Raw genomic sequence first — 22,579 nt, forward strand, 5'->3', positions numbered from 1 at the left:
GTCGTTTCCACGGACGGATATCCACATGGGAACGCGCGTAGCCGTTGCTCGCAACCTTGCCCCTGGGCCTGACAGGAATACCGCTTCGCGCGGCATCGGCGGACGCACGGCCGCATCCCGACGGGTTGCGCGCCGATTGCCGACTCACGCTCACCATCGAATTGCACAGCGCGCCGAGTCGCTGGAAAAGGCGGAGATACGGCGTCGAAATCCGCATGTCGCGAACCACGCACCTGCGCTCACCGTTAGAATGCACAGCCCTTCGATTGGGGGCCGGAGCCGGATATCGACGTCGCGGGACTCGCATCGGATGGTCACGCACTCGCGCCATTCGGCTAGAATGCGCGTCGCCCCGAACCGCGGCAACGGCCGGAAACCCGCGCCGGTGCGGGCGCACCGCCCGCTGGGGCATGACACTCACCGTTGGATTTCACAGCATTTCGCTTCGTCTTGCCGCGAGTTGTCCACACCTCGCTTCATGTCTCGCGCAGTTTCCGGTCATCCTCACCTGTGAAAACCACAGGGCGCCGAGTCGTTTCGAGGCCCGGATATCCACAACCGGGCGCCCGACCGGATCTTCATCCGCCGATCGACGGACGACTCGGCGCGAGACAACCTGAAAAAGCCGCAAAGGCTTGTCCCGACGGCCTCGGCGGCACACTCACCGTTCAAATGCACAGCGTTTCGACTGGCTCCGAGGGCGAGTTGTCCACATCCCTCCGCCAATGTTTCATCGCGCCGGCACGCGCGCCGGACGACTTTATTCCGCAATCGATCGAATGATCTTCGCCGGATTGCCGCCGACCAGCGTATTCGGCGGAACGTCCCGGGTGACGACGGCCGCGGCCGCGACGACCGCGCTCTCGCCGATCGTCACGCCGCCGATGATCGTCGCGCCCGCGCCGATCCATACGTTGCGGCCGATCACGATCGGCTTCGCGACCACGCAGTCGCGCCGCCGCGAAGGCTCGACCGGATGACCGGACGTGATCAGGCTGACGCTCGGGCCAATCATCACGTCGTCGCCGATGTCGAGCCCGCCCAGGTCGTAGAACGTGCAGTTCTGGTTGACGAACACGTTGCGGCCGACCTTCATGCCGGTGCCGCCCGTCGCGTAGAACGGCGGGATCAACGTGAAACCGTCGTCCACCTGCGTGCCGATCAGTTCACCGAACAATGCGCGTACGTCCGCCGCGTCGTCGAACGTCAGGCGGTTGAGCCGCGCGGTGATCGCCATCGCCCGTTTGACCTCGGCCACCATGGCCGCCGATTCGGGCGTTCTGCGCGGAATGATCGTGATGCGATCGTCGTTGGTCATGCGTGACGGGGCTCCAGTGAAGTGCGGCGTTGCGAGTTGCGTCGGCGATCGCGGGCGCCGATCGCGTTCCTCTGTGCGGGGACGGCGGAATGGGGCGGCCACATTGTAGTCATGCCGATTTCCGCCGCGGCGTCGGCTAATTTTAGTAACTAGTTTGTATATAACTAGTTAGCCTCTGAACTTCCATTAGGCCAGGCTTTGCGGGGTATTTCGCCCGATTCACCGCATGCAATCGAACGGGACGCCCCACGCCGCAGGCCCCGCTCGCCCGGCGCCCTGTCCCAACCGCCTGCGCTCGGGTACGCTTGAGCATCGACCGCTGCACCCAATCCGGAGGCGCGATGAAGCTCTACTACTGGCCGAAGACCCGGGCATTCCGGGCGCTGTGGATGCTCGAGGAAATCGGCGTGGTGTACGAACTCGTGCCGATCGACCTGCGCTCGCACGAACAGGGCAGCGATGCGTTCGTGCAGGTCAACCCGATGGCCAAGCTGCCCGCGCTCGACGACGGCAGCGCGCCGTTCGCCGAATCGGGCGCGGTGCTGCTCTATCTCGCCGACCGCTGCCCGGCTGCCGGGCTCGGCGTCGCGCTCGACGATCCGCTGCGCGGCCGTTTCCTCCAGTGGATGTTCTTCACGCCGACCTGCCTCGAACCGGCGATGGCCGAGAAATTCACCGGCGCGTCGGGCAACCCCGTCGCGTTCGGCTGGGGCAACATCGCGCGCGTTCAGCGCGCCCTCGCGCAAGCGCTCGCCCCTAGCCGCTGGCTCGTCGGCGAGCGCTTCACCGCCGCCGACCTGCTGCTCGCGAGCACGCTGAAAATCGCGTTCGACGCGCATCTGCTGCCGCACGACGGCGTGCTCGGCGACTACGTCGCGCGCGCCGAGGACCGCGACGCGTTCCGCCGCGCGGTCGCGATCGAACAGCGCGAAGCGGCGCGCCTGCTGCACGCGTGACGCGCAACGAGGCCGCGCCCCGCCGCCCGCGATCACGCCTGTCCGGCCGGCCCCGACGACGCCGCGTCCGCGTCGATCACCACGCCCGGCGAACCGCGTTCGTCGGTGTCGTCGTCGGCATCGATCGGCACGACTTCATGAAAATGCGTGTAATCGATGTGCGTGATGCCCTCCTCGTCGTGCATCAGGTCGACATAGCGGTGGCGCCAGCGGATCTCGCCATGCGCCCACGCGTGGCGCGCCTGCATGACCTGCGCGGTCGTCTCGTCCGAGCCCTCGATCGTGATCAGCAATTGCGCGTCGCGCGCGGCGAGCGATTCCGGCGTCTCGCCGAACAGCGCGCTCGACTCGTCGATCACGTGCATCAGGTTCCAGCCGAGCAGGAAGATCGGATGCTCGTTGCGCACGAGCGGCAGGTCGTGAATCTTGCGCAGCGCATAGCCCTCGTGCGTGCCTTCGACGCGCATCAGCCGCAGTTTCGCCTGCGCTTCGGCAATCACGTTCTGGCGGGCATTCGCGGCGCGCACCATCAGCGTCATCCGGCCGTTCAGCGGCCGCACGATCGCGTAGCGCGCGAACAGGATCTTCGCCTGCGGCCGCGAAAACCGCGCGAACACGAGCCCCGTGGCCAGCGCGATGCTCGACATCCCGACGAAAATCTCGAACGTCGCGACGAGATGCGCATAGACCGTCTGCGGATGCATGTCGCCGTATCCGACAGTCGCGAGCGTCTCGACGCTGAAGAAGAATGCGCCGCCGAAGCCGGCCGGCGCCTGGTTCGCGATCGGCGCATCACCGAGCAGATAGAGCAGCGCGAAGCCGCTGTTGAGCAGCAGGAACAGCACCGCGAGCGACAGGAAGAACACGGGCCAGCTCACCGTCAGCGCGCGGTGATAGAAGTCGCGCCAGCCGAGTGGCGGCATCCCGTATGCGATCACCGGGCGGGTGCCCGACCAGATCTTGCGGCCACGGCCGCGGGAAGCTGGGGAAGAGGAATCGACGTTCATCGCGGGGCGCCGGTTGCAGGAAGGCGATGAGCGTAGCACGCGCGGCGGCGGCCGGGAACGCGGGCCGGCCGGGAACGGCAATGCGCCGCGCAGCCGAAAAAAAAGCCGGCCGCACGAGCGGCCGGCTGCGTCGTCATGCGGATGCGCGCGTGGCGCGCGCCGCGGTCACTTCCGGTCGACGATCACCTGGTCGAACGTGCCGCCGTCGGCGAAATGGGTCTTCTGCGCGTTCGCCCAGCTGCCGAAGACCTGCTCGACGCTGAACGTCTTCAGCGCCTTGAACTCCGCCGCATGCTTCTTCAGCACGGCCGCGTCGCGCGGGCGCAGATGGTGCTGCGCGATGATCTCCTGCGCTTCCGGCGTATACAGGTAGTCGAGATACGCCTGCGCGACCTTGCGCGTGCCCTTCTTGTCGACCACCTTGTCGACGACCGCGACGGGCGGCTCCGCGAGGATGCTCGCCGACGGATACACGGCGTCGAACTGCGCGCCCGATGCGCCCGTATCCATCAGCGCGACCTCGTTCTCGAACGTGACGAGCACGTCGCCGATGCCGCGCTGCGTGAACGTCGTCGTCGCGCCGCGGCCGCCCGAATCGAGCACCGGCACGTTGCGGAAGATCGCCTTCTCGAAGTCGAGCGCCTGCTGGTCGGTCGCGCCCTTCTGCTTCTGGAAGCCCCACGCGGCGAGATACGCATAGCGGCCGTTGCCCGACGTCTTCGGGTTCGCGATGATCACCTGCACGCCCGGCTTCGCGAGATCGGTCCAGTCCTTGATCGCCTTCGGGTTGCCCTTGCGCACGAGGAACACCATCGTCGTCGAGTACGGCGAGCTGTTGTCCGGGAAGCGCGCGCGCCAGTCCTTTGGCAGCAGCTGGCCGCGCTCGGCGAGCAGGTCGATGTCGTTCGGCTGGTTCATCGTCACGACGTCGGCCTGCAGCCCCTGCAGCACCGACAGCGCCTGCGCGCTCGACGCGCCGTGCGACTGCTTGATCGTGACCGTCTCGCCGGTCTTCTGCTTGTAGGCCGCGGCAAAGCGCGTGTTGATGTCCTTGTACAGCTCGCGCGTCACGTCGTACGACACGTTCAGGATCGACGTGTCCGCGTGCGCGGCCGTCGCCGCCACGACCAGCGCCGCCGCCGCGCCCGTGTGCAGCCAGCGGCCGATCCCCTTGATGCTTGCCATCGTGATATGCCCCGTTTCCAGTGGTGGTGAATGTGCGTGACCGCCCGCGTACGCGCTGTCGTCGAAACGTAAGCGGGCATTCTAGCGGCCGGCCGCGGCGCGCCTTCCAATCAGTCGTGGAAAGCAAATCTCGAATTCTGCTAAACGACGGCCGGGGCTCGCGCGCGCCGCCGCGCCGGTGTTAAGATCGCCGCTCAGCCCATTCACGGTTCATCCATGTTCGCTACCCTGCGCTCGCCCTCGATCCTCGCCGCCTTCGCGGCAGGTGCGCGCGCGGCCGGGCTGAAACTGAAAAAACGACTCCTCGACTGACGGGGACGTCGCGTCCCGTCAGGCGAATGCCGGACGGGATGCCCGCAGGTCGTTTCTTTCTCCTTGCACGCACGCCTCGCTCCGGCACTTCGCCGGCGGAACGGTTCCTTCCCACTCCGTTTCCACCATGAGGCTTTGCATGAACACACGTTTCGAAGGTATCTGGCTGCCGATCATCACGCCGTTCCACCACGGCGAGGTCGACCACGCGGCGCTCGCGCGGCTCGCGCGCCACTATGCGGCCGCGGGCATCGCGGGTTTCGTCGCGGGCGCGACGACCGGCGAAGGCGTGCTGCTCGACGCGCGCGAACAGGACGCGGTGTTCGCGACGCTGCGCGACGCCGTGCCCGCGCTGCCGATCGTCGTGGGGCTGACCGCGAGCGCGACGCACTTCGCGGCCGCCCGCGCACGCGAACTCGCGGCGCTGCGCCCCGACGGGCTGCTCGTCACGCCGCCCGTCTACGTGCGGCCGACGCAGGACGGCATCCGCCGCCATGTCGAAGCGATCGTCGACGCGGCCGACCTGCCGGTGCTCGTCTACAACATCCCGTACCGCACCGGCGTGAACGTCGAACTGGACACGCTGCAGGCGCTCGCCTGCGACTCGCGCGTTGCCGGCATCAAGGAATGCGGCGGCACGCTCGACCGGATGAGCCGGCTGGTGCACGACACGCCGCTCGCGATCCTGTCCGGCGACGACAACCAGAACTTCGCGGCGATGTGCGCGGGCGCGCACGGCGCGATCGCGAGCAGCGCGCACGTGCTGCCCGAATGGCACGTGCGGATTCACGCGTGGCTGCGCGACGGGCGGCTCGCCGACGCGCGGCGCCTGTCGGTCGCGCTGCAGCCGCTCGTCGCGGCGCTGTTCGCGGAACCGAACCCCGCGCCGGTGAAGGCCGTGCTCGCCGCGCAAGGATGGTGCGAGGACGGGTTGCGGCTGCCGTTCGTACCGGCGAGCGACGGGTTGCGGGCGCGGTTGGACAAGCTCTGTGCGGAGCTCGAAGCGTCCGCGTCGTTGCTCCAATAGGCCGAACGTCCAGCCGCTCGATCACTGGCTTGCCGCCACCTGCGGGATCACGCCGCAAGCGCCCCCTCCGTCGCCCCCCGCACCGCCTGCGTCACGATCCGCGCGAGCCGGTCGACCGTCGGCGTCGCCGACGACGTGCGCCGCAGCAGGATCAGCGGCAAGCTCGGCAGCGCCGGCAGCCCGCACGACGCGGCGTCGAGCACGCGCACCGACGCGGGCAACCCGTAATGCGAGCGCACCGTCAGCCCGAGGCCGGCCGCCGCGGCCGCCCATAGTCCGGCCAGGCTCGGCGTCGTGAACGCGACGCGCCACGGCACGCCGGCCCGGTCCAGCGCATCGGTCGCCGCACCGAAGAACCGGCACGGCCGGTCGAACACGACGAGCGGCAACGGGTCGTCCCTCCCACGCACGGCACGACCGCCGGTTTCGCCGACACCCTCCCCGCCCGCGTCTCCGCCAGCATCCGGCACCCCGACGCCCCCGCCCGCCACCGCGCCGATCCATTGCATCGGCACGTGCGCGACCGCTTCGCCGTCGATCCCCGCCCGCGACACGAGCGCCGCCGACGCCGGGTCGCCCCACACGAGCGCCAGATCGAGCTGGTTCGCATCGAGCCGGTCCAGCAGATCGGCGTTGCGCGCCACGCGGGCCTCGATCTTCACCTTCGGATGCGCTCGCGCGAACCGCCCGAGCACGTCCGGCAGGATCGCTTCGCCGAAATCCTCCTGCAGCCCGACCCGTACCCAGCCGTCGAGCTTCACGCCACGCACGGCCGCGGCCGCCTCGTCGTTCAGCTCGATCATCCGCCGCGCGTAGCGCAGCATCGCGTCGCCGGCGTCGGTCAGCGCGAGCCCGCGTCCGGCTTTCACGAACAGCGGGGTGCCGGCCTGCTCCTCGAGCTTGCGGATCTGCGCGCTCACCGCCGAAGACGAGCGCGCGACGCGGTCGGCCGCCTTCGCGAAACTGCCGAGATCCACGCCTGCGACGAGGCTGCGCAGCGCCGCGACGTCGAAGTTGGGCCGCGCCAGCGCGGCATCGGCGCCCGCGAGCGGCTCGCCGCCGTCGCGGGGCATGTCTTGTCCGGACATCTCAACCATCCTGATTTATCGAACGATTCATCAAAAACTTTCCGATTTTCAGGATTAATGTAGGCCGGCAGACTGAGGCCGTCAACTTCGAATCGGGCTTGCCGTCATGGATACCTCGTGCATCGCTTCCCCCTCTTCGCCTGCCCGCGCCGCCCGCGGGCAGACCCATCGCTGGCGCGTGCTGGCGGCCGGCGTCGCCGCGAACATGAGCTTTTCGGCCGCCGCGGCCGGCATTCCGACCACGGCCGTGTGGATGCGCTCGGCCTATCACCTCGACAACGGCGCGCTCGGCCTCGTGCTCGGCGCGCTCGGCTTCGGCGTCGCGCTGTCCGAGCTGCCGTGGGGGATCGCCGCCGACCGCTTCGGCGATCGCCGCGTGCTGCTGACCGGGCTCGTCGCGACGGCCGCGATGCTCGCGCTGATGATGTGCACGATCGCCCCGACCGCGCACGCGGTGCCGCCGCTGATGCGCGTCGTCGCGGCCATGGGCTGCGTCGGCCTGCTCGGCGGCAGCGTGAACGGATCGAGCGGACGCGCGGTGATGCGCTGGTTCGGCGAGCGCGAGCGCGGACTCGCGATGAGCATCCGTCAGACGGCCGTGCCGCTCGGCGGCGGCCTCGGCGCGGCGCTGCTGCCGTCGCTCGCGTCGCATGCCGGCTTCGCCGCGGTGTTCGGTGCGCTGATGCTGCTGTGCGCGGGATCGGCCGCGCTCACCTGGCGCTGGCTGCACGAGCCACCCGCTGTGCCGGCGGCGGTGCACGTCGCCACGCCGCTCGCCACGCGTCTCGCCGCACAACGACCGCAGCCCGCCGGCCACGCGCGCAATCCGCTCGCGAGCGGCCCCGTATGGCGCATCGTGCTCGGCATCGGCTTGCTGTGCACGCCGCAGTTCGCGGTGCTCACGTTCGCGACGGTGTTCCTGCACGATTTCGGCCGGCTCGGCCTCGCCGGCATCAGCGCGGCGATGGTCGCGCTGCAGCTCGGCGCGATGGCGGTGCGCGTCTGGAGCGGCCGCCATACCGACCGGCACGGCAACCGGCGCGCGTACCTGCGCGGTTCCGTGTTCGTCGCCGCCGGGTCGTTCACGCTGCTCGCCGCAGCAACGGCCGGCAGCCCGCATGTACCGCTCGCCGCGATCGTCGCGATTCTCGTGTTCGCCGGCATCTGCGTGTCGGCATGGCACGGCGTCGCGTACACGGAACTCGCGACGCTCGCGGGCGCGAACCACGCCGGCACCGCGCTCGGGATGGCCAACACGGTCGTCTACCTCGGGCTGTTCGCGACGCCGCTCGCGATTCCGCCGCTGCTCGCCGCGAGTTCGTGGAGCGTGGTGTGGCTCGCCGCGGCGTTGATCGCCGCCGCGACCTATCCGCTGTTCGCGCGCTGACGGGCGCGCGGCGGCCGACGGCGTCGAGTGGCAGCCGCCGTCGCGCTGCGCGGTCAGAACTTGTACACGGCGGACAGCATCGCCGAACGGCCGTCGCCGAGCTCGACCGCCGACGACCGCGATTCGCTGCCCGACACCTGCCGCACGCGTTCGACGTACGCGCGATCGAACAGATTGTCGACGTTCAGCTGAATGCGCAGCCGGCGGCTCACGTCGTAGCTCGCCATCAGGTTGTGCACCCAGTACGCGCCGAGCTTGCCGTCGCCCTGCGACGTCACGTTGCGTCGGCCGACGAAGTGCGAACCGTAGCCGAGCGTCCAGCCCGCCGGCAACCGATAGGTCGTCCACACGTTGAACGCGTGCCGCGGCGTGTTGCCGAGCGCCTGCCCGTCGCGCCGCGGCGACGACGGCGAGCTGAGCGTCACGCTCGCCAGATACGTGTAGTTCGCGAACACGTCCCAGCGCGGCGTCACCTTGCCGGCGGCGCCGAGCTCCACGCCGCGCACGCGTTGCCGGCCCGCGAGCGCATAGCTGCCGTCGGCCATGCGTTCGCGCGCGTTCTTCTTTTCGGTCTGGAACAGCGCGCCGTTCAGCGCGATGCCCGCGAGTCCTTCCCATTTCGCACCGAGTTCGAAGCTCTCGTTTTTCTCGGGCGCGAGCGCGCCGGTCGCCGCGCTCACGCCGGAGCCGGTGGTCACGAGGAATTCGGCGGACGGGTTGAACGACGTGCCGTACGCGAAATACGCGCGACCGTTGTCGGTCGGCTTGAACACGAGCCCCGCGCGCGTGCTCAGATGTCGATCGGCGGTGTCCGCGCGCTCGGTCGGCTTGCCGGCCGCGGTCCCTTCCGACCACCCGTCGATCCAGTCGTGCCGCAGCCCGACGTCGATGTCCCAGTAGCGGCCGACCGAGATCGTGTCGAACGCGTACAGCGCCTTCACGACCAGCGCGGTGTCGTTGCGCGCGCTGTCCTGGCGCTGCGCCGGGCCGCGCCACACGCCGGGCGGCGCGGCGAGCGCGAAGCCGTCGGCCGGGTAGAAGCGGTTGAGCCCGTACGAATAGGTCGTGCGGCCGTACGTCTCGCGCGAGATCTCGAAACCCGTGACCAGCGTATGCCCGATGCCGAACGTCGAGAACGCGCCGGTGACGTTCGTCTGGTTCGCCCACATCGCGGTCGACGCATCGCGGCCATAGCCCTGCGGCCCGGCCGGCTTGTAGCGCCCCGGCGGCAGGCCCTGCAGGTTCACGTGCGACGCCGAAATCACCGTGTCGCGATTCAGGTGCGCATAGCGGCTCAGGTTCTGCACCTTCAGGCCGGACGACACGTCGTGTTCGGCCTTCACGGTGAACGTATCCGACGTGATGCGCTCGCGGTCGAGATTGCGCCAGCCGAAATAGCGGTCGCGCGGCACGCCGGCCAGCACCTGGCCGTTGTGCGCCGGCAGCCCGTAGTCGGGCAGGTTGTTGTCGTACTGGTGGAAATAGCCGAGCGTGACGCGCGTCGGCGTGCCGAGACCGAACGCGAGCGACGGCGCGATGCCCCAGCGCCGCTTGCGGACGTCGTCGCGGCCGGGCACGTCGTTGACGTGCGCCATCGCATTCAGGCGGAACGCCGCGCGGCCGTCGGAGCCGGGCAGCGGCCGGTTCGCATCGAGCGTCACGCGGCGGTAGTCCGATGTGCCGAGCATCGTGCCGGCCTCGGTGAACGCACCCGCCTTCGGTGTCTTGCTGACCAGGTTCACCGAGCCGCCCGTCGTGCCGGCGCCGCCGAACACCGAGTTCGGCCCCTTGATCACCTCGACCGCCTCGACGTTGAACAGGTCGCTGCGATTGTTCTGCGCGCTGTCGCGCAGCCCGTCGAGCTGCAGGTTCGCGTTCGCGCCGAAACCGCGGATATTGAATAGGTCGCCCGACCCACCGCCGCCCTCGCCGGCGTTGAACGTGATGCCCGCGACGTTCGACAGCGCCTCGCGCAAGCTCAGCGCCTGCTGTTCGTCGAGCACCGCGCGCGGCACAACGGTGATCGTCTGCGGCACGTCGAGCAGCGGCGTCGCATATTTGGCGGAACCCGACCGGTCGACGCGCGAACCGGCGTCGCGCGCGCCGTGCACGACGATCGGGTCCAGGTGCGGCGCGTGGCGCGGCTCGCCTTCCTCCGCGCCTGCCGGCGCGACCGCACAGGTCATCATCGCGAACGCGACGGATGCGGTCGCGCGCCGCGGCGGCGTCGCGCTCGACTGGATGCAACGGCTCATGTTCACTCCATTCTATTGATGAGAATGCTTCTCATTCAATAGAATGGAGTGCGACATGGCAATTGGACACGTCCGAACTTCGCCGTCCGAACGAATCGCCGAACGAAACGGCCGGGCTCGGCCCACGTGCGGCCGTCGGCGAGCGCGACTTCGATCGATGCGCTTCACCGATGCGAACGCGTTGATCGACGCGGCGCTGCAAGGCCGCGGCGTCGCCCTCGCGCGCCGCTCGCTGATCGAGCCCGAACTCGCGGACGGCACGCTCGTGCGCATATCGACGGTGCGCATCGCCGACGTGTACGCGCACTACGTCGTGTGGCGCCCCGACCATCCTCACGAAGCGGCGATCCGCGCGTGGCTCGACTGGCTGCGCAGCGAAGTGCGGCGCAGGACGCCGCGGCGCTGACGCCCACGCCGACGCCGACGCTCACGCGCGCATCGGCATCGCCACCTTGTCGAGCGTGATCGGCAGATCGCGCACCCGCACGCCGGTCGCGTGATAGACCGCATTGGCGATCGCGGCCGGCACGCCGGTGATGCCGATTTCGCCGATGCCGCGAATGCCGAGCGGATTGAAATGCGTGTCGCTTTCGTCGACGAAACTCACGTCGAGCTCGCCGATGTCCGCGTTCACGGGCACGTGATATTCGGCGAGATTCGCGTTCGTGAAGCGGCCGTGCCGCACGTCGAGATGCGAGCCCTCCTCGAGCGCGGTGCCGAGCCCCCACACCATCCCGCCGATCAACTGGCTGCGTGCCGTTTTCGCGTTGAGCAGGCTGCCGACGCTGTAGACGCCGACGATGCGCGGTACGCGAATCGTGCCGAGCTCGGCGTCGACGTGCACTTCGGCGAATACCGCGCCGAACGAATGGGACGCATAACGCGACTTCTCGTCGCCCGGCTTCGTCGTCGCCTGCGCGTCGATCGGCCGGCCGCCCGCGCGCGCGATCACCGCCGCGGCCGGATCGCGCCGCGACGGCTCGCCGCGCTGCACGACCCAGCCGTCGTCGACCGTCACGTCGTCGGCCGCGGCGCCGTGCAGCGGCGAACCCGGATCGGCGATCGCCAGCGCGATCAGCTTCGCGCGCGCCTGCAGCGCGGCCTCGCGCACGGCGGGCGCCACGCTCGCCGCGGATTGCGAGCCGCCCGATACCGGCGCGCGCGGCAGGCTCGAATCGCCGAGCACAAAGCGCACGTTCTGCGGCGCGAAACCGAGCGCATCGGCCGCGACCTGCGTCATCACCGTGTAGGTACCGGTGCCGATGTCCTGCGTGCCCGACGCGACTTCGGCCGTGCCGTCCGGCAGGATGCGCGCCCGCGCCGACGCTTCGCTGCGGTTCGCCGGATACGTGGCGGCCGCCATCCCGAGGCCGATCAGCGTGTCGCCGTCGCGCATCGTGCGCGGCGCGCCGGTGCGCCGCGACCAGCCGAAGCGCCGCGCGCCGACCTCGTAGCATTCGCGCAGCTTGTTGCTCGACCACGGCTTGCCGTCCTGCGGGTCGACCTCGGCGTAATTCGCGAGCCGCAGCGCGACCGGGTCCATCCCGAGTTGCCACGCGAGCTCGTCCATCGCCGATTCGAGCGCGAACGAGCCCGACGCCTCGCCGGGCGCGCGCATGAACGTCGGCGTGCCGACGTTCAGCGACACGATCCGGTGCGTGGTCGCGTGGTTCGGCACCGCGTACATGATCCGCGACGGCATCCCGCACATCTCCATCCAGTCCTCGAACGTCGACGTGGTGGCGATCGTGTCGTGGCGCATCGCCGTCAACATGCCGTCCCGGCGGGCGGCCAGCACGATGCGCTGTTCGGTGAACGGCCGCCCGCCGACCGGGCCGAACATCTGCGGCCGCGTCAGCGCGAGACGAACCGGGCGCCCGACCTGCTTCGCGGCCATCGCGCACAACGACACGTGCGACCACGACGAGCCCTTGCAGCCGAAACCGCCGCCGAGGAACGGCGAAATCACGCGCACGTGTTCCGGTGCGATGCCGAACACGGCGGCCACCGCCGTGCTCGCGCCCGACACGCCCTGCGTCGCATCGTGCAGCGTGAGCGTCGGGCCGTCCCAGCGCGCCATCGTCGCGTGCGGCTCGATCGGGTTGTGATGCTGCATCGGCGTCGTATAGGTCGCGTCGACGCGCACCGCGCCTTCGCGCAAGCCCGCGTCGACGTCGCCGCGCTGCGTATCCATCGGGCGGCCCTGCTGCTTCGGCGGCACGCGCGCGCCGCGCTTGGCCTGCGCGAAATCCGCGGCGGCATCGGTCGCGCGATAGCGCACCTGCACGGCCTGCGCGGCGTCGGTCGCCTGCTCGAGCGTGTCGGCGACGACGACCGCGACCGGTTCGTTGCTGTAGCGCACCGTGTCGTCCTGCAGCAACGTGAGCCGGCGCCCGGCCGGCGGCGACAGCGGCGGCCGGCCGCCGTCGGGCAGCCGCATCGCGTTCTCGTGCGTGATCACGATCAGCACGCCCGGCATCGCGCGGGCGCGCGCCGCATCGATCGACTCGATGCGCCCGGACGCGATCGTGCTCGTCACGAGCACCGCGTGCGCGAGCCGCGCATCGGAGAATTCGGCCGCGTAGTGCGCGCCGCCCGTCACCTTCAGTACCCCGTCGACACGGTCGAGCGGTTGTCCCGTCATCGTGTTCATGCGGCCCCTCCTGTCGTGGCGGCTGCCGTTCCGACCGCTCGGACGATCGCCCGCTGGGCGAGCGCGACCTTGAAGCCATTACCGTCGAGCGGCCGCGCATCGCGCAACGCCAGCGCGGCCGCCTCGCGCAGCGTCGCGTCGGTCGGCGTGCGGCCAACGAGATGCGCTTCCGCCTCCATTGCCCGCAACGGCTTGTGCGCGACGCCGCCGAGCGCGATGCGCGCGTCGGCGATGCGCGGACCGTCCATCCGCAACGCGGCCGCGACCGACACCAGCGCGAACGCGTAGCTCGCGCGATCGCGCACCTTCAGATAGTGCGCATGGTCGGCGAAGCGCGGCGGCGGCAGGTCCACCGCGGTGATCAGCTCGCCCGGTTCGAGCGTCGTGTCGAGATCGGGACGATCGCCGGGCAAGCGGTGAAACGACGCGATCGGAATCTGCCGTGCGCCGCGCGGGCCGCTCACCTGCACGACGGCGTCGAGCGCGGCGAGCGCGACGCTCATGTCCGACGGGTTCACCGCCACGCACTGCGGACTGGCGCCGAGGATCGCGTGCATCCGGTTGTGACCGCCGATCGCCGCGCAGCCGCTGCCCGGCGCGCGCTTGTTGCATTGCGCGAACGCGGGATCGTAGAAATACGGGCAACGCGTGCGCTGCATCAGGTTGCCGCCGACGGTCGCCATGTTGCGCAATTGCGCGGACGCGCCGGCGAGCAGCGCCTGCGACAGCAGCGGATAGTCGGCGCGCAGGTGCGGATGATCGGCCGCCTCGCTGTTGCGCACGAGCGCGCCGATGCGCACGCCGCCGCCGGGCAGCGCGTCGACCGTATCGAGGCCCGCGATGCGCGTGATGTCGATGAGCGCGACGGGCCGCGCGACGCCGCCCTTCATCAGGTCCAGCAGGTTCGTGCCGCCGCCGATGAAGGCCGCGCCGGGCCGCTGCGCCGCGCGCACGGCGCCGGCGACGTCGGTCGCGCGTTCGTAGGAGATCGCTTCCATTGCCGTGGCCTCCGCGCCTAGCCGCGCGCCGCATGGCGCGGCGCGCACGGCGGCGACGATGTTCGGGTACGCGCCGCAGCGGCACAGGTTGCCGCTCATGCGCTCGCGGATCTCGTCGTCCGACAGCTGCACGGGACGGCGCCGCACGTCGTCGGTGGCGGCGCTCCCGGCCCCCGCCGCGAACTCGTCGAGCAGCGCGGTGGCCGAGCAGAGCTGGCCGGACGTGCAGTAGCCGCACTGGAACGCATCGCATTCGACGAACGCGCGCTGCACCGGGCTCAGCTCGCCGCCGCGCGCCAGTCCTTCGACGGTCGTGATCCGCGCGCCTTCGTGCATCACCGCGAGCGTCAGGCATGCGTTGATGCGCCGGCCGTCGACGAGCACCGTGCACGCGCCGCACTGCCCGCGATCGCAGCCCTTCTTCGTGCCCGTGAGCCCCGCGTATTCGCGCAGTGCGTCGAGCAGCGTGACGCGCGGTTCGAGTTGCAGCGTGTATGCGCGCCCGTTGATGTCGAGGCGCACGGGCTGCGCCGGCACCGCGTCGCGGTGGGGCGCGGCCGGCGTGGATGCCGCGTGCGGCGGCTGCGGATGAACGTGCGATGCGGCGCTGACGGTCGCGGCCGCCGCCGCGGATTGCAGGAAACGGCGCCGCGCGGCGCTGGACGGCGTATCGGGCGGCAACGACGGCAGCGCCGCTGAACGGCCGGGCCCGAGCGGCGACGGGGCCGCATCGCGCGCCGGTTCGGCAGACGGGGAATCGGATCGATCGCTGGACATGACTTCTGCTCGCTCCGTGGTTGATTGACGCGGGCGTGCGCCGCGTGCCCGGATGGCAGCGCGGTCGGCACGCGCATCGGCAAAGAGCAATTCGGGTGCCGCGAAACGGCGGGAGCCGCGTACGGGGGCAGCGCCGGCCACCGTGAGCGGCGCGCACGGGGCGGCAGACGGGGCGAGCCGGCGGTGATAGCGCCGTCATGACGCCACGCTGGCGCGCGGCTGGCCGTTCGCTGACGAAGCGGCAATAACGCCCGGTTTTCGGGCGTGGCCGGGCGCGCATCGGTCACAAGTTGCCGGTCGCATTGGCCATGCCGCGCAGGGCGGCCGCGTCGGCCGTGGCCGGGTCCCGACGTGGCGCGCCGTGTAAATGCGCGCAGCATCGGCCTCTGCTGGAAAATTCCGCCATGGGTGCGGCAGGATCGCCGCGACAGCATTCGATCACGCTGACGAAACCATTTCGCGATCACTCGCGATCACGCCGGAATCGCAAACGATTCACCGAAACGTCGCATCGCGGCGGCATACTCGAAAACGTTTCCCGATCAGCCTGTCAGGAGAGAAGTCATGCGTCGCGTTTCCGTCGCCGTCGTTCTGTGTGCCGCCGTGTTCGTCGCCGCGTGCAGCGACGACGCGCCGCACGACGCCAACGCGACCGACGCCGCGCAGCAGGCCGGCGCGTCGAGCGGCGTCGCCAGCGCGTTCAACAGCGACGCGACCGCGAACGCCGCCGCATCCGATGCCGCGCCGCTCGCGCCGCCCGTCGTGCACTACCCGCCCGATGACGACGACGACGCGAAGCCCTCCGCCAACGCAGCCGCGTCAAGCGCCGCCGCGTCGCCGCCGGGCTGATCCCGCCGCCACGTGACAGGAGTCGCCCCTGTTCAGGCAGCGCAGTGGACGCGCGCGTCGAGCCGCTGCTGACATGACGTAATGGTAGGCGACGGCGCGAACGGCACGGTATCGCGCCGCTTCGCGAGCCATGTCGAGCATGGCCGGCCGAGGGATTCGCACCCGGCCGCCGTCAGGCAGGGCCGCCTGCGCGTTGCACGCGCGACGGCCCGCCATGCCGCGACCGCCACCGCGCGGCACGCGCCGCGCAACCCGCCCGTCAGACCGCGAGCGCGCGCTCGACGAGCGCGGCGTCGAAGCCGTCGTCCGCGTCGCGAAAACGCAGCGGCGCCGCGCAATGCACCAGCGTGTCGATGAAGTATTTCGCGCGCGGCCACGGCCCGAAGCCGGCCGCCGTATTGATGTGCCCGGCATCGCCGAGGTTCACGAACGCGCTGCCCAGGCGCTGCGCGAGCGTGCGCGCATCGGCGAGCGGCATCCACGGATCGGTCTCGCTGCCGATCACGATCGACGGCACCGCGAGCCGGCGCGCGTCGAACGGCCCGGCAAACGTGAATTTCTTCGGGCTGGCCGGCGCGACGAACAGCACGCCCGCGACATCGCCCGCGTGCGGCGACTGCGCGAGCGCATGCGCGGCCGCGAGGCAGCCGAAGCTGTGCGCGGCGAGCACGAACGGGCCGCGCTCGCGATCGAGCAGCGCGCGCACCGATTGCGCCCAGCCCGCGAGATCGGGTGCGTCCCAGTCGTGCTGCTCGACCCGCAACGCGCGCGGAAACTGCCGCTCGAGCCAGGTCTGCCAGTGAGCGCCTTCGCTGCCGTGCAGGCCCGGAACGGTGACGAGCCGCGGCGGCCACGCCGATTTGCTGCATGCGCGCATGATTGCCCTCGCTTGCTTGAAGACGAGGTTCGATTGTGGCGTCGGGCACGCGGCGGCCGAACCAATATTTTGTGCTTTGCTTTTGCGCGGCGCGGCGACCGGCGGCGGCCGCGCCACCGCGCGACGGCGGCCCGCGCCGGCCGCAAGGCCCGCACCGACGGCGCAATGTGCCGCGAAACCGTAGAATGTGGGCTTCCCGTCAGCTTCACACGGAACCGGTCCCCGCACCGACGCGCCGGGCCGGTCGTCAGGAGTCGCCCGATGTCCGCTACGTCCGCCGGCGCGCCGCGCCCGGCTTCGCTCGCCGTTCCCGTGACGCGCCTCGCCGGCGCGCGCGCCGTCACGCAATGAAGATCCTGTTCCATTCACCGCATCAGGAAGCCGTCGCCTGGCGCGACGAAATCGCCCGCGCGCTGCCCGAAGCCGAACTGCGCGCATGGCAGCCGGGCGATACGGCCGCCGCCGACTACGCGCTCGTGTGGCGCGCGCCGCGCGAGTTCTTCGCGCCGCGCGACGGCCTGCGCGCGATCTTCAACCTCGGCGCGGGCGTCGATGCGCTACTCGCGCTCGAGCGCGCGCATCCGGGCACGCTGCCCGCGCACGTGCCGCTCGTGCGGCTCGAGGATTCGGGCATGGCGCGGCAGATGGTCGAATACGTGACGCACGCGGTGCTGCGCTACCTGCGCCGCTTCGACGAATACGACCTGCAACAGCGCGAACGCCGCTGGCAGCCGCTCGAACCGCATGCGCGCGCGGGCTTCACCGTCGCGGTCCTCGGCCTCGGCGTGCTCGGCGCCGAAGTCGCCCGCGCGCTCGCCGCGCTCGGCCTGCCGGTGCGCGGCTACAGCCGCAGTGCGAAGCAGCTCGACGGCATCGCGACCTTCGCCGGCGACGGCGCGTTCCACGCGTGCATCGACGGCGCGAAAGTGCTCGTCAACCTGCTGCCGAGCACGCGCGACACCGACGGCATTCTGTCGGCACGCGCGTTCGCGCGGCTCGCGCGCGGCGCGTACGTCGTCAACGTCGCGCGCGGCGCGCATCTCGTCGAGGCCGACCTGCTCGACGCACTCGCGAGCGGCCAGGTCGCCGCGGCCACGCTCGACGTGTTTCAGCACGAACCGCTGCCGGACGACCATCCGTTCTGGCGCGCGCCGCGCATCACGATCACGCCGCACAGCTCGGCCGAGACGCTGCGCGCGGAAGCCGTCGAGCAGATCGCCGGCAAGATCCGCGCGTTCGAGCGCGGCGCGCCCGTCAGCGGCATCGTCGACTACGCGCGCGGCTACTGAATTCCGCCCGAGATAAAACTGGAGACAACCATGACGTTCCCCACCGCCGTCAAGATCGTCGAAGTCGGCCCGCGCGACGGCCTGCAGAACGAAAAGACCTTCGTGCCCACCGACGTGAAGATCGCGCTCGTCGACAAGCTGTCGCGCGCCGGCTTCCGCAACGTCGAGGCCGCGTCGTTCGTGTCGCCGAAATGGGTGCCGCAGATGGCCGACGGCGCCGACGTGATGGCCGGCATCGAGCGCCGCGCGGGCACCGTGTACTCGGTGCTCACGCCGAACCTGAAGGGCTTCGAGAATGCGGTGGCCGCCCGCGCGGACGAAGTCGTGATCTTCGGCGCGGCGAGCGAAGCGTTCTCGCAGCGGAACATCAACTGCACCATCGCCGAGAGCATCGCGCGCTTCGAGCCCGTCGCGCAGGCCGCGAAGGACGCGGGCCTGCGGCTGCGCGGCAGCGTGTCGTGCGCGCTCGGCTGCCCGTATCAAGGCGAGGTGCCGGTCGCGGCGGTCGTCGACGTCGTCGAGCGGTTCGCCGCGCTCGGCTGCGACGAGATCGACATCGCCGACACGATCGGCGTCGGCACGCCGAAGCGCACGCGCGAGGTGCTCGCGGCGGTCACGCGCGTGTTCCCGCGCGAGCGCCTGTCGGGCCACTTCCACGACACCTACGGCCAGGCGCTCGCGAACATCTACGCGGCGCTGTTCGAAGGAATCGAGATCTTCCACGCGTCGGTCGCGGGCCTCGGCGGCTGCCCGTACGCGAAGGGCGCGACCGGCAACGTCGCGACCGAGGACGTGCTGTACCTGATGCAGGGCCTGGGCATCGAGACCGGCATCGATCTCGCGCAGGTCGTCGCCGCCGGCGACTTCATCTCGAACGCGATCGGCCGCGCGAACGTGTCGCGCGCCGGTCGAGCACTGCTTGCCAAGGCGCAAAGCGCGGCCGACGCCGCGAACTGCGTCTGATCACGCCATTCCACGGATTCCTTTCCATGACGACACCCGCTTCATTCGATTCCCTCCCCGATTCCGCGCGACGCGTCGCGCTGCTGCTGCGCGAGCGCGGCCATGCGAAAGGCATCGTGATGCTCGCCGAAACCGGCAAGACGTCGGCCGAGGCCGCGGCCGGGCTCGGCTGCTCGGTCGCGCAGATCGCGAAGTCGATCCTGTTTCGCCGGCAGGCCGACGGCGCGCCCGTGCTGGTGATCGCGAGCGGCGTGAACCGCGTCGACGAGCAGAAGGTCGCCGCGCAGGTCGGCCCGGTCGGTCGCGCGGACGCGAAGTTCGTGCGCGACCACACCGGCTATGCGATCGGCGGCGTGTGCCCGATCGGCCATCTGGTCGAACCCGTCACGCTGATCGACGCCGACCTGCTCGCGCTCGACAGCCTGTGGGCCGCGGCCGGCCATCCGCACGCGGTGTTCAACCTGTCGCCGCACGAACTCGTGTCGCTGACGGGCGCGCCCGTCGCGGACGTCGCATTGCGGGCGTCCGCATGAGCGACGTGACGATGCAGGTCGCCACGGTCGCGTCGCCGTGCACCGACGTCTGCCGGATCGATCCGCGCACCGACTGGTGCGCGGGCTGCCTGCGCACGCGCGGCGAGATCAAGGGATGGCGTGAGTCGGACGACGATGCGAGGCGCGCGCTGCTCGCACGGCTGGACGCGCGTCGGCGGCTGATCGCGGGCAGCGAGACATAAAAAAAAAGCCGTTCAGCCTCACGGGCGAACGGCATCGAGATCGGAATCCTGTGAACGTGATCAACGTCACAGCCCGCATCATACGAGCGACGCGGGCGCATCGCATCGGGTGTTTCCCTACAGCTTCTTGCAGCGCTTTTCATCGATGCGCACGACGTCCGCGCGACGTCGTTGCGCAGGCAATCTGCATCCCCGACACGCGCCTTCGACGTGCCGCGGCGTGAGCGCGCCGGCGCGCCGAATCGTCCGACCGTTTCAGTTGCCGACCGTCGCGCGACGGGCCGGCACGATGCGCCAGCCGAGGTTCACGCCGGCCGCCGCGAGAAGGATCAGCAGCGCGCCGAACACCTGCGTCCATGCGAGCGTCTGCCCGAACGCCACGCGATCGACGGCGATCGCGACGACCGGATAGACGAACGACAGCGCGCCCGTCATCGCGGTCGGCAGCTTCTGGATCGCGCCGTACAGCAGCACGTACATCAGCCCCGTGTTGACGATGCCGAGCACGATCAGGTCGGCCCATTGCCCGGCCGTCGCCGGCAAGGTGTCGAACTGCGCGAACGGCGCGAGCAGCACGATGCCGAGGCCGACCTGCAGCAGCGCGAGCAGATGCGGCGGCGTGCCCTTCAGGTGCTTCGTGATGATCGACGAGATCGCATACAGGAATGCCGCGCCGAGCGACAGCGCGACGCCTTCCAGATATTCGCCGGGCACCGCGAGCACGGCCGGCTCGACGCGCACCACGAACACGAGCCCGGCGAACGCGAGCGCGAGCCACGCGAGCGTCGACGCGGTGATCCGCTCGCGGAACACGATGGCGCCGAGCGCGACGAGCATGAACGGCTGGGTGTTGTAGACGGCCGTCGCCATCGAGATCGACGCGCGCGAATAGGCGGCGAACAGCAGCAGCCAGTTCGCGACGATCGCGAGGCTGCCGAGCGTCGTGAGCGCGAGCATCCGCGGCGAGAACAGCGAGCGGCGCAGAAAGCCGAACGCCGCGCAGACGATCGCGAGCGTCGCGGCGCCGAACACGCAGCGGAAGAACACGACATTCGTCAGCGGCTGCCGCGACGACATCACGAGCCAGCCGATCGTGCCGGACATCAGCATCGCGACGATCATCTCGGCGGCGCCGCGGCGCATTTCATTCGAGGCCATCAAGAACTCCGTTGAATAGCGGGGATGACTTCGATTCTAGAAACTTGCTTCCGCCGAAACCACGGCTAAACTGAAGTGAATCAGCCGATTCACCTTCAAAAGCAAAGCGATCATGCCGAAACGCCTTTCTCCGCCCGCGGGCGCGTCGCTCGACGCGACCGACCGCGCGATCGTCGCCGCGCTGGCCGACGACGCCCGCATCGCGACCAGCGAACTCGCCCGGCAGATCGGGCTGTCGGCGCCCGCGACCGCCGACCGCGTGCGGCGGCTCGAGGCGCAAGGCGTGATCGCCGCGTTCACCGTCGAGCTCGACCCGCGCGCGCTCGGCTACACGCTGCAGGCGATCGTCCGCGTGAAGCCGCTGCCGGGCCAGTTGCATCTGGTGGAGGAGTTGCTGCGGCGCATTCCCGAATTCGTCGAATGCGACAAGGTGACCGGCGACGACTGCTTCATCTGCCGGCTCTACCTGCGCACGATCGAGCACCTCGACGACATCCTGTCGAAGGTCACGGAGCGCGCGGAGACGAGCACCGCGATCGTGAAATCGACGCCCGTGCCGCGCCGCCTGCCGCCGCTCGTCGAGGACGACCACGCGCACCGCTAAGCCGCGCGCGGCGCACGTCGCCGAGCCGCGAACAGCGCGCGCCATCGGGCCGCAGGCGGCACGCGCCGCCGCCCGCCCCGTCACGCGGCCGCGTCGCGCGCGTCGAAGAACGCGAGCAGTTCGCCGATCAGCGCGGCGGGCGCCTCTTCCGGAATGTAGTGCCCGCAATCGAGCGCGCGGCCGCTGACGTCGCGCGCGACGCGCCGCCACTCGTCGAGCGGATCGAAGCAGCGGCCGACGACGCCGTGCTCGCCCCACAGCACCCGCAGCGGGCACGCGATCTTGTTGCCGCGTTCGAGATCCGCGCGATCGTGCTCGAGATCGATCGTCGCCGAGGCGCGATAGTCCTCGCACATCGCATGCACGGCGCCCGGCTGCGCGAGCGCCGCCCGGTACGCGTCGAGCGCCTCGGGCGCGAACGGCGCGAGCCCGGCCGACCGGTTGCCCATCACGCGCTCGACGTACGCGTCGGTGTGCGCGCCGATCAGCGTCTCGGGCAGCGGCTCGGGCTGGATCAGGAAGAACCAGTGGAAATACGCGGTCGCGAACGCGCGATCGGTTTTCTCGTACATCGCGAGCGTCGGCGCGATGTCGAGCAGCATCATCCGCTCGACGGCCTCCGCGTGATCGAGCGCGAGCCGGTGCGCGACCCGCGCGCCGCGATCGTGCGCGCACACGTGGAACTGCGCGAAGCCGAAATGCCGCATCACGGCGACCTGGTCCGCCGCCATCGCGCGTTTCGAATACGGCGCGTGCCGCGCGTCGCTCGGCGGCCGGCCCGAGGCGCCGTAGCCGCGCAGGTCGGTGGCGATCACGGTGAAGTGATTCGCGAGCGTCGCGGCGACGCGATGCCAGATCATGTGGGTCTGCGGATGGCCGTGCAGCAACAGCAGCGGCGGACCCGCGCCTCCTTTGACACCGAAAATGTCGGTGTCCTGCACCGTCACGCGAAACGGTGCAAACGCCTCAAACGACATGGTTTATTTCTCGTTGGTTTGTTATGGCGGCTATTTTAGGAGCGCCGGCGCGTCTTCACAGCGGGGTAAGCACGCGAAACCGTAGAAAGAGAACACTCACTCGATTGCCGGCCCACCGCCGAGTTTGTTAAGCTCGCGTAGAATCGCACGACCGTTCGTATTA

21 protein-coding genes and 1 pseudogene are annotated in these 22,579 nt (G+C 70.2%); 10 read left to right on the forward strand and 12 right to left on the reverse strand.

Annotation, left to right across the window (positions count from 1 at the left end):
- Together AC3IFE_RS11610 and AC3IFE_RS11615 are read right to left on the reverse strand one after the other, a co-directional pair.
- Window positions 1–217, reverse strand: a 217-nt coding sequence (locus AC3IFE_RS11610; RefSeq protein ID WP_489190624.1) for a hypothetical protein, incomplete at its 3' end; no start/stop codon positions are given.
- Between the two features lie 543 nt (window positions 218–760).
- Window positions 761–1,318, reverse strand: coding sequence for a DapH/DapD/GlmU-related protein (locus tag AC3IFE_RS11615; RefSeq protein WP_489190625.1), 558 nt, complete (start codon window positions 1,316–1,318; stop codon window positions 761–763).
- A gap of 341 nt (window positions 1,319–1,659) precedes the next feature.
- Here AC3IFE_RS11615 and AC3IFE_RS11620 point away from each other — a divergent pair, with 341 nt between their 5' ends.
- The gene (locus tag AC3IFE_RS11620) at window positions 1,660–2,274 is read left to right on the forward strand and encodes a glutathione S-transferase family protein (RefSeq protein ID WP_489190626.1); all 615 of its coding nucleotides are present in this window, start codon (window positions 1,660–1,662) and stop codon (window positions 2,272–2,274) included.
- Between the two features lie 32 nt (window positions 2,275–2,306).
- Here AC3IFE_RS11620 and AC3IFE_RS11625 read toward each other — a convergent pair whose 3' ends face one another.
- Together AC3IFE_RS11625 and AC3IFE_RS11630 are read right to left on the reverse strand one after the other, a co-directional pair.
- On the reverse strand, window positions 2,307–3,281 hold the full coding sequence (locus AC3IFE_RS11625) for an ion channel (protein ID WP_489190627.1): 975 nt from the start codon (window positions 3,279–3,281) through the stop codon (window positions 2,307–2,309).
- A gap of 165 nt (window positions 3,282–3,446) precedes the next feature.
- The gene (locus AC3IFE_RS11630; protein ID WP_089468606.1) at window positions 3,447–4,466 is read right to left on the reverse strand and encodes a sulfate ABC transporter substrate-binding protein; all 1,020 of its coding nucleotides are present in this window, start codon (window positions 4,464–4,466) and stop codon (window positions 3,447–3,449) included.
- Window positions 4,467–4,917: 451 nt separating this feature from the next.
- Between AC3IFE_RS11630 and dapA the strand changes: the two genes are divergently transcribed.
- The gene (dapA, locus tag AC3IFE_RS11635) at window positions 4,918–5,805 is read left to right on the forward strand and encodes a 4-hydroxy-tetrahydrodipicolinate synthase (protein ID WP_489190628.1); all 888 of its coding nucleotides are present in this window, start codon (window positions 4,918–4,920) and stop codon (window positions 5,803–5,805) included.
- 47 nt (window positions 5,806–5,852) lie between these two features.
- Here the strand turns inward: dapA and AC3IFE_RS11640 are convergent, their stop codons facing one another.
- On the reverse strand, window positions 5,853–6,893 hold the full coding sequence (locus tag AC3IFE_RS11640) for a LysR substrate-binding domain-containing protein (protein WP_489190629.1): 1,041 nt from the start codon (window positions 6,891–6,893) through the stop codon (window positions 5,853–5,855).
- A 106-nt stretch (window positions 6,894–6,999) separates the two neighbouring features.
- Here AC3IFE_RS11640 and AC3IFE_RS11645 point away from each other — a divergent pair, with 106 nt between their 5' ends.
- Window positions 7,000–8,280, forward strand: a complete 1,281-nt coding sequence (locus AC3IFE_RS11645; RefSeq protein ID WP_089468610.1) for an MFS transporter — start codon at window positions 7,000–7,002, stop codon at window positions 8,278–8,280.
- 53 nt (window positions 8,281–8,333) lie between these two features.
- On the opposite strand, the gene AC3IFE_RS11650 is transcribed toward AC3IFE_RS11645, so the two are convergent.
- Window positions 8,334–10,535, reverse strand: coding sequence for a TonB-dependent receptor (locus tag AC3IFE_RS11650; protein WP_489190630.1), 2,202 nt, complete (start codon window positions 10,533–10,535; stop codon window positions 8,334–8,336).
- 55 nt (window positions 10,536–10,590) lie between these two features.
- Here AC3IFE_RS11650 and AC3IFE_RS11655 point away from each other — a divergent pair, with 55 nt between their 5' ends.
- Window positions 10,591–10,941, forward strand: coding sequence for a LysR substrate-binding domain-containing protein (locus AC3IFE_RS11655; protein ID WP_489190631.1), 351 nt, complete (start codon window positions 10,591–10,593; stop codon window positions 10,939–10,941).
- Window positions 10,942–10,962: 21 nt separating this feature from the next.
- Here the strand turns inward: AC3IFE_RS11655 and AC3IFE_RS11660 are convergent, their stop codons facing one another.
- The 3 genes and pseudogenes from AC3IFE_RS11660 to AC3IFE_RS11670 all read right to left on the reverse strand — a co-directional run bounded on the left by AC3IFE_RS11660 (window position 10,963) and on the right by AC3IFE_RS11670 (window position 14,963).
- Window positions 10,963–13,188, reverse strand: a complete 2,226-nt coding sequence (locus AC3IFE_RS11660; RefSeq protein ID WP_489190632.1) for a xanthine dehydrogenase family protein molybdopterin-binding subunit — start codon at window positions 13,186–13,188, stop codon at window positions 10,963–10,965.
- Window positions 13,185–14,186 (reverse strand): FAD binding domain-containing protein, encoded by a 1,002-nt coding sequence (locus tag AC3IFE_RS11665; protein WP_089468613.1) that lies wholly within the window; start codon window positions 14,184–14,186, stop codon window positions 13,185–13,187. The genes AC3IFE_RS11660 and AC3IFE_RS11665 overlap by 4 nt, the downstream gene beginning before the upstream one ends.
- Window positions 14,187–14,203: 17 nt before the next feature.
- Window positions 14,204–14,963, reverse strand: a pseudogene (locus AC3IFE_RS11670) ((2Fe-2S)-binding protein).
- A 564-nt stretch (window positions 14,964–15,527) separates the two neighbouring features.
- Here AC3IFE_RS11670 and AC3IFE_RS11675 point away from each other — a divergent pair.
- Window positions 15,528–15,812 carry a hypothetical protein gene (locus tag AC3IFE_RS11675; RefSeq protein WP_089468615.1) on the forward strand — a complete coding sequence of 95 codons (285 nt, stop codon included), beginning with the start codon at window positions 15,528–15,530 and terminating at the stop codon, window positions 15,810–15,812.
- A gap of 259 nt (window positions 15,813–16,071) precedes the next feature.
- Here the strand turns inward: AC3IFE_RS11675 and AC3IFE_RS11680 are convergent, their stop codons facing one another.
- The gene (locus AC3IFE_RS11680) at window positions 16,072–16,689 is read right to left on the reverse strand and encodes an RBBP9/YdeN family alpha/beta hydrolase (RefSeq protein WP_489190633.1); all 618 of its coding nucleotides are present in this window, start codon (window positions 16,687–16,689) and stop codon (window positions 16,072–16,074) included.
- Between the two features lie 347 nt (window positions 16,690–17,036).
- Here AC3IFE_RS11680 and AC3IFE_RS11685 point away from each other — a divergent pair, with 347 nt between their 5' ends.
- From AC3IFE_RS11685 to AC3IFE_RS11700, 4 genes are read left to right on the forward strand one after another with little or no spacing between them, the layout of a single operon-like run.
- Window positions 17,037–17,978 carry a 2-hydroxyacid dehydrogenase gene (locus tag AC3IFE_RS11685; protein ID WP_489190634.1) on the forward strand — a complete coding sequence of 314 codons (942 nt, stop codon included), beginning with the start codon at window positions 17,037–17,039 and terminating at the stop codon, window positions 17,976–17,978.
- 30 nt (window positions 17,979–18,008) lie between these two features.
- Window positions 18,009–18,941, forward strand: a complete 933-nt coding sequence (locus AC3IFE_RS11690) for a hydroxymethylglutaryl-CoA lyase (RefSeq protein WP_489190635.1) — start codon at window positions 18,009–18,011, stop codon at window positions 18,939–18,941.
- Window positions 18,942–18,967: 26 nt separating this feature from the next.
- On the forward strand, window positions 18,968–19,474 hold the full coding sequence (locus AC3IFE_RS11695) for a YbaK/EbsC family protein (RefSeq protein WP_089468619.1): 507 nt from the start codon (window positions 18,968–18,970) through the stop codon (window positions 19,472–19,474).
- Window positions 19,471–19,677 carry a DUF1289 domain-containing protein gene (locus tag AC3IFE_RS11700; protein ID WP_089468620.1) on the forward strand — a complete coding sequence of 69 codons (207 nt, stop codon included), beginning with the start codon at window positions 19,471–19,473 and terminating at the stop codon, window positions 19,675–19,677. Before AC3IFE_RS11695 ends, AC3IFE_RS11700 begins: the two co-directional genes overlap by 4 nt.
- A 255-nt stretch (window positions 19,678–19,932) precedes the next feature.
- Here the strand turns inward: AC3IFE_RS11700 and AC3IFE_RS11705 are convergent, their stop codons facing one another.
- Window positions 19,933–20,835 (reverse strand): DMT family transporter, encoded by a 903-nt coding sequence (locus AC3IFE_RS11705; RefSeq protein WP_089468621.1) that lies wholly within the window; start codon window positions 20,833–20,835, stop codon window positions 19,933–19,935.
- A 112-nt stretch (window positions 20,836–20,947) separates the two neighbouring features.
- Here AC3IFE_RS11705 and AC3IFE_RS11710 point away from each other — a divergent pair, with 112 nt between their 5' ends.
- Window positions 20,948–21,439 carry an Lrp/AsnC family transcriptional regulator gene (locus AC3IFE_RS11710; RefSeq protein WP_489190636.1) on the forward strand — a complete coding sequence of 164 codons (492 nt, stop codon included), beginning with the start codon at window positions 20,948–20,950 and terminating at the stop codon, window positions 21,437–21,439.
- 80 nt (window positions 21,440–21,519) lie between these two features.
- On the opposite strand, the gene AC3IFE_RS11715 is transcribed toward AC3IFE_RS11710, so the two are convergent.
- Window positions 21,520–22,416 carry an alpha/beta fold hydrolase gene (locus AC3IFE_RS11715; RefSeq protein ID WP_089468622.1) on the reverse strand — a complete coding sequence of 299 codons (897 nt, stop codon included), beginning with the start codon at window positions 22,414–22,416 and terminating at the stop codon, window positions 21,520–21,522.
- Window positions 22,417–22,579 lie beyond the last annotated feature (163 nt).

It is taken from the genome of Burkholderia sp. APQ4-4ca (assembly GCF_057837105.1).